This is a genomic window from Phaeobacter sp. HF9A (genome assembly GCF_011806385.1).
Classification (GTDB): Bacteria; Pseudomonadota; Alphaproteobacteria; order Rhodobacterales; family Rhodobacteraceae; genus Epibacterium.
This window is the reverse complement of record NZ_JAATOX010000164.1, coordinates 1-6,914: the sequence shown is the minus strand read 5'-3', so window position 1 is coordinate 6,914 and position 6,914 is coordinate 1. Positions and strand designations below refer to the sequence as shown.

The 6,914-nt window shown below is 61.8% G+C and carries 5 protein-coding genes; 2 read left to right on the top strand and 3 right to left on the bottom strand.

The features are described from left to right. The first annotated feature begins 193 nt into the window (after positions 1-193). The gene (locus HCZ87_RS18985) at positions 194-2,473 is read left to right on the top strand and encodes an NADP-dependent malic enzyme (protein WP_167646388.1); all 2,280 of its coding nucleotides are present in this window, start codon (positions 194-196) and stop codon (positions 2,471-2,473) included. Positions 2,474-2,572: 99 nt separating this feature from the next. Here the strand turns inward: HCZ87_RS18985 and HCZ87_RS18980 are convergent, their stop codons facing one another. Further along, positions 2,573-3,151, bottom strand: coding sequence for a YceI family protein (locus HCZ87_RS18980; protein WP_254868703.1), 579 nt, complete (start codon positions 3,149-3,151; stop codon positions 2,573-2,575). A 334-nt stretch (positions 3,152-3,485) separates the two neighbouring features. Here HCZ87_RS18980 and prpE point away from each other — a divergent pair, with 334 nt between their 5' ends. Beyond that, positions 3,486-5,375 (top strand): propionate-CoA ligase PrpE, encoded by a 1,890-nt coding sequence (gene prpE / locus HCZ87_RS18975; protein WP_167646383.1) that lies wholly within the window; start codon positions 3,486-3,488, stop codon positions 5,373-5,375. A 197-nt stretch (positions 5,376-5,572) separates the two neighbouring features. Here prpE and HCZ87_RS18970 read toward each other — a convergent pair whose 3' ends face one another. Then, positions 5,573-6,031, bottom strand: coding sequence for a pyridoxamine 5'-phosphate oxidase family protein (locus HCZ87_RS18970; RefSeq protein ID WP_167646381.1), 459 nt, complete (start codon positions 6,029-6,031; stop codon positions 5,573-5,575). Next, a complete protein-coding gene (locus HCZ87_RS18965) occupies positions 6,028-6,657 on the bottom strand; it encodes a LysE family translocator (protein ID WP_167646379.1) in 630 nt (209 codons plus the stop codon). Before HCZ87_RS18965 ends, HCZ87_RS18970 begins: the two co-directional genes overlap by 4 nt. Positions 6,658-6,914 lie beyond the last annotated feature (257 nt).

Sequence of the window (6,914 nt, the reverse complement as noted above, 5' to 3'; positions counted from 1 at the left end):
CGCAGGCAGGGCACGCGCGGCAGCGGGAGCCCTCCCCCTCCTTGCAGCCTCTCGACAGGTGCAAGGACAAAGGACATCGCGGTCGCCCCATCAAGCGGCGAAATGCCGAAGCTTGACTTGCGCGGAGAAAGCCTGTTCCCCTCTCCACAAAGATAGTTTAATGCTAAACTATCACCATGAGGAGCGCCCCGATATGACCGACAAGACCTCTGTTTCCGCCCGCGATGCAGCGCTGCGCTACCACGAGTTTCCCCGGCCTGGAAAATTGGAAATTCGCGCAACCAAACCGCTGGCCACCGGCAATGACCTGGCCCGTGCCTATTCTCCCGGCGTCGCCGAAGCCTGCCTGGAGATCAAGGACGCGGAGGAAAACGCAGCGCGCTATACCGCGCGCGGCAATCTTGTGGCGGTGGTCTCCAATGGTTCGGCGGTGCTGGGGCTAGGAAATATCGGCGCGCTGGCCTCCAAACCGGTGATGGAGGGCAAGGCCGTCCTGTTCAAGAAATTCGCCAATATCGACTGTTTCGACCTCGAGGTGAACGAGAGCGACCCGGAAAAACTGGCCGATATCGTCTGCGCGCTGGAGCCGACCTTTGGCGCGATCAACCTTGAAGACATCAAGGCACCCGATTGTTTTATCGTCGAAAAACTCTGCCGCGAGCGGATGAACATTCCGGTCTTCCACGACGATCAGCACGGCACCGCCATCGTGGTCGGCGCGGCGGCCAAGAACGCGCTGCATGTCGCTGGCAAGCGGTTCGAGGACATCAAGATCGTCTCCACCGGTGGTGGCGCGGCAGGGATTGCCTGTCTCAACATGCTGCTGAAACTCGGGGTGAAGCGCGAAAACATCTGGCTCTGTGATATTCATGGCCTGGTCTATGAGGGCCGCGAAGAGGACATGAACCCGCAAAAGGCGGCCTTTGCACAGGCCTCTGACAAGCGCACGCTGGATGATGTGATCGAAGACGCCGATCTGTTCCTGGGCCTCTCGGGCCCCAAGGTGCTGACGCCCGAGATGGTCGGAAAAATGACCGCACGCCCGATCATCTTTGCGCTGGCCAACCCAACGCCGGAGATCATGCCGGATCTGGCCCGCAAGGTGGCGCCGAATGCGATCATCGCCACGGGCCGCAGCGATTTCCCCAATCAGGTCAATAACGTGCTGTGTTTTCCGTTCATCTTCCGTGGCGCGCTGGACGTGGGCGCGACCGAGATCAACGACGAGATGCAGATCGCCTGCGTCGAGGGCATCGCAGAGCTGGCGCGCGCCACCACCTCGGCCGAGGCAGCCGCGGCCTATAAGGGCGAGCAGCTGACCTTTGGCGCGGACTATCTGATCCCCAAACCCTTTGATCCGCGGCTGGTGGGCGTGGTTTCCTCGGCGGTGGCCAAGGCGGCGATGAGCAGCGGCGTGGCCAAACGGCCGATCGACGATCTCGCGGCCTATCGCGCCAAGCTGAACCAGAGCGTGTTCAAATCCGCCCTCTTGATGAAACCGGTCTTTGAGGCCGCAAGGGCAGCCTCGCGCCGGATCGTCTTTACCGAGGGCGAAGACGAGCGGGTGCTGCGCACCACCCAGGAAATCCTGCGCGAGACCACCGAAACCCCGATCCTGATCGGGCGACCCGAGGTGATCGAAGCCCGCTGCGAGCGGCTCGGCCTGGAGGTGCGCCCCGGCCAGGATTTCCAGATCGTGAACCCGGAAAACGACCCGCGCTATCGCGATTACTGGACCAGCTATCACCGCATCATGCAGCGCCGCGGCGTCACCCCGGATCTGGCCAAGGCGATCCTGCGCACCAACACCACCGCGATCGGCGCCATCATGGTGCATCGCGGCGAGGCCGACAGCATGATCTGCGGCACCTTTGGCGAATATCGCTGGCATCTGAACTATGTGAACCAGATCCTGGGGGGTGGCAGCTATTCGCCGCATGGGGCGCTGTCGCTGATGATCCTGGAAGATGGTCCGCTGTTCATCGCCGATACCCATGTGCGCATTGAACCCACCCCGGAAGAGATCGCGCAGACCGTCATTGGCGCCGCGCGCCATGTTCGCCGCTTTGGCCTGGAGCCCAAGATCGCGCTCTGCTCGCAAAGCCAGTTCGGCAACACCCAATGCGACAGCGGTGCCCGGCTGCGCGCGGCGCTGGAGATCCTCGACGACAAGCGGCGCGAGTTTGTCTATGAGGGCGAGATGAATCTCGACGCGGCTCTGGACCCGGATCTGCGCGAACGGATCTTCCCCAACTCCCGGCTCGAAGGCATCGCCAATACGCTGGTCTTCTCCAATTCGGACACGGCCTCCGGCGTGCGCAACATCCTGAAGATGCGCGCAGGTGGGCTGGAAGTGGGGCCGATCCTGATGGGCATGGGCAACCGCGCCCATATCGTGTCGCCTTCGATCACCGCGCGCGGCTTGCTGAACATGGCGGCCATCGCCGGCACGCCCGTCACCCATTACGGCTGACGCCCAGCGCCCTGCCGGTTTTGGTCAAGACAGCAGAAAGGCGGGCCTTTGCCCGCCTTTTTTTGCGCCCTTTCTGGCGATATCACAGAGGCGACGGGGTCAGCTCTTGACCCGATCCACCTGCGCCAGGATGCGTAAATCAATCTGCGGGCCGACCAGATCCGCGTAACCCTCTGCCCCGAACGCCATCCGATCCAGGCTGCCGGTCAGCAGGATCGCCAGATGATCCAGCTCTCCCACATCGGTGCCCCGCTGGCGATAGAGCTGCGCATTCAGGGTCACAGGTTTGGTCACGCCACGCAGGGTCAGATCCCCGGTCACCTCCGCCCCGTTCAGCGTGCCGGTGATCCGCCGCGCGACAAAGCGGATGTCGGGATAGTGGCGCGCATCCAGCACGCTGGCGCTCTTCAGCGCTTCGGTGGCGATGACAAATCCGGCCCGGGCGTGATCGGGGCTGAGGGTCACATCTATGCGACTGGCGGCGATATTCTCCAGATCCAGCGATAGCTCCGCCGCCGAGACAGGCATCTGCCCCTGCGTCGCCTTGCCACCAAGATAATAGGTAAAACCGACAACGCTGTCTTGTGCATCCAGGCGAAAGGCGGCAGGTGCAGCCTGCGCCCCCTGCGCAAATAAAAGCCCGGCCATCAGCGTTGCGGTCAGAAGCGATTTGATCATGGGTTCTCTCCGTGTGATACCGGGATAACACCCATGTGGCGGTATTATTCGCCCTGCAAGGTAAAATATCCGGCCCCATGCGGCCAGAAAAGCCACCGGCCTGAGTCGCATATGCCCGGCAAGAGGGCCAAGTTAGCTTTGCAAGTTTGCAGAATGCCGGGATTATCTTAGCAAAGATCGCGTTTCCCGTGTGGTTTGCAAAAATTTGCAATCCGGTTTCGTAAATTCTGCGATTTGAGTGCTCCAATCTGACGCAGCGCCGACGCGCGTGCTTGCTCCGTTCAACTTCTTGCGCCTAACGTCTGCCCGGGAGGAGACAGTGAGGAGGATCCCCATGACCTATTCTGAGGTATATGCGCAGTGGCAGGCTGACCCGGAAGGGTTCTGGATGGAGGCCGCCGGCGCGATCGACTGGGACCAGGCCCCAAGCAAGGCGCTGAGCGATCTGGGCGGCGGGCTGTATGAATGGTTCGCCGATGCCAAGGTCAACACCTGCTATAACGCGGTGGACCGCCACGTAGAGGCCGGGCGCGGCGAGCAGACCGCGATCATCTATGACAGCCCGGTGACTCATACCAAGCGCGAGATTTCCTTTGTCGAGCTGCGCAATCGCGTGGCGACGCTGGCCGGCGCGCTGCGGGCCAAAGGCGTGGAGAAAGGGGATCGCGTCATTATCTACATGCCGATGATCCCCGAGGCGCTGGAGGCCATGCTGGCCTGCGCCCGTATCGGCGCGGTGCATTCGGTCGTCTTTGGTGGTTTTGCCGCAAATGAGCTCGCCGTGCGGATTGATGACGCCACCCCCAAGGCGATCATTGCCGCCTCCTGCGGCATCGAGCCGGGGCGGATCGTGCATTACAAACCGCTGCTGGATGGCGCGATCGAGCTGGCCAGCCATAAGCCGGACTTCTGCGTCATCTTCCAGCGCGAACAAGAGGTCGCCGAGCTGGTCGAGGGCCGCGATGTCAACTGGCACGGGTTTCAATATGGGGTCGAGCCCGCCGAATGCGTGCCGGTGGAGGGCAACCACCCCTCCTATATCCTCTATACCTCCGGCACCACCGGACAGCCAAAGGGGGTGATCCGTCATACCGCTGGCCAGCTGGTGGCGCTGAACTGGTCGATGAAGAACATCTATAACGTCGATCCCGGCGATGTGTTCTGGGCGGCGTCAGATGTGGGTTGGGTCGTGGGGCACAGCTATATCTGTTACGGCCCGCTTATTCACGGCAACACCACCGTCGTGTTTGAGGGCAAACCCATCGGCACGCCGGATGCGGGCACCTTCTGGCGGGTGATTTCCGAACATAAGGTCAAGAGCTTCTTCACCGCGCCCACCGCCTTCCGCGCCGTCAAGCGCGAGGATCCAAAGGGCGACTATGTCGGAAAATACGATCTGTCCTGCCTCGGCCAGGTCTATCTGGCCGGCGAGCGTGCCGACCCGGATACCATCACCTGGGCGCAAGACAAGCTCGGCGTGCCGATTGTCGATCACTGGTGGCAGACCGAAACCGGCTGGTCGATTGCCGCCAATCCGCTTGGGATCGAGGGGCTGCCGCCCAAACTCGGCTCTCCCGCCGTGCCAATGCCGGGCTATGACGTGCAGATCCTCGATGAAGGCGGCCACCCGATGCCCGCGGGCGAGCTGGGCGCCATCGCGATCAAACTGCCGTTGCCCCCCGGCACCCTGCCCACCCTCTGGAACGCCGAGGAGCGGTTCAAGAAAAGTTATCTGACCACCTTCCCCGGCTATTATGAGACCGGCGATGCAGGGATGATGGACGAGGATGGCTATCTCTACATCATGGCGCGCACCGATGACGTGATCAATGTGGCCGGGCATCGCCTGTCCACCGGCGCCATGGAGGAGGTCCTGGCGAGCCACCCGGATGTGGCCGAATGCGCGGTGATCGGCGTGGCCGACAGCCTCAAGGGCCAAATGCCACTGGGCTTCCTCTGCCTCAATGCGGGCTGCAACCGCAGCCACGAGGAGATCTGCGCCGAGGTGGTCAAAGAGGTGCGCGAAAAGATCGGCCCCGTGGCGGCCTTCAAGCTCGCCTGTGTGGTGGATCGCCTGCCCAAGACCCGCTCCGGCAAGATCCTGCGCGCCACCATGGTCGCCATCGCCGATGGCACCGAGTGGAAGATGCCCGCAACCATTGACGATCCGGCCATCCTTGACGAGATCACCACAGCGCTGCAAGGGCTTGGCTACGCACAATAAAACGCAAGGGGCGCAGCCAGTCTGCGCCCCTTGCGGCGGGGGTATCGAAGGCGGTTGAATTTTCCACCCCAAGCACCGGCATTACCTGCATGCTCGTCAGGAAAGCGGGTTCAAGCCAACCCAACCGCCAAACATGTCCGAGCCCAACCAGACCTCTCACGCATGTCGCACCAAGGGCTGCTATGCGGACAATCCCGTCATTCTTGAATCGGCTGCACTCCATAGGTGCGATAGGCATCTGCGCGCTGGTCTGCCTCGCTTCGATCCGGAAACAGCACATAGCTCGGCGCAAGGATGGGCGAGACTCGGGTGACATCGACGGATATGACATGGCGGATCGGAAACGCACCGCCAGTCTTTTCCAGCAGGGGGGCCGCCAAGGTTGTGAAACCGGGATCATCGGGGGCGATGATCTCCGCTAGGCCTTCAAGCTTGCGCCCGCGCTGAAGGAAAATGTCGATCAGGCTGACGCAGACCGCCGGATTCTCACGAATGTTGCTGACGCTTCGCGCCGAAGCGATATCGGCGATCACCAGCCGGTTCGCGCCGGTTTCGGCATAGATCTCCTTGGGCGAGACATTGGGCCTGTTGCGGGCATCCACGGTCGCCAGCCAGCAGAGAACCGCCCGTTCCATTTCCTTGAACCTGCCGGTCATGTGCGTTTCTCGAAGATGAGGCGGAGGCCGAACAGCACCAGAAAGGTTCCCATGACGCGCTCGACCCAGACACCGAACCTACGATAGGCCGCCCGCGCCGGCCCCGTGGACAGCAGCCAGACGACCAGCCCATACCACAGGATTTCCAGCGCAAAGCCCCCGCTGAGTATCGCGCCCCTTGCCAGCATAGAGGTGTCCGGCGGAATGGTTGCGGCATAGAGACTGATGAAAAACGCGATTCCCTTCGGGTTACTCAGGTTGACGAGCAGACCGAGACGCAGACCTCGGGCAAAGCTGTCCTGCGCAAAAGGAATGCCGCCTTCATCATCGGCGGCGGGTTGATGCAACCATCCCTTGATTCCGAGATAAACGAGAAACAGGCCACCGGCGATTTGCACCGCCTCCGCCAGCCAACCGATCCGGGTGAGCAGCAGGGCAAGACCGGACATGCTCAGGACCGCATAGAGCGTCGCGGCACAGGCCAGCCCGAGAGTGGCACCAACGGCGGTTTGCCTTGCCCCGGAGATTGCCAGACGGGAAATCAGGGCGAAGTTCGGACCCGGACTGACAACGATGGCCGCGTAGAGAAGAAGCACTGTCGTGATGACGACGATCTCGGTTGGCATTTCTGGCCTCCATGTTTTCGCACTACCTTAAGGCGAACACTCAGCAACGCCAAGGCTAGTGTCTGTCCGCAACGGGATCTTTTCATGCCTTTCCTGCACCTGCTCCGAATAGTTGGCACAGCCGACCATCTGAACCGTATCGTCGCCGCGGGCTCAGGTTCCGTGCATCCTCAACCTAGGGTCTGGACTTCGGTAACGGGGGCGTCCCAGTCAAGCCGTTTTTCGCAGAACAATTGATCCGCCATAGCGGTTCCTTT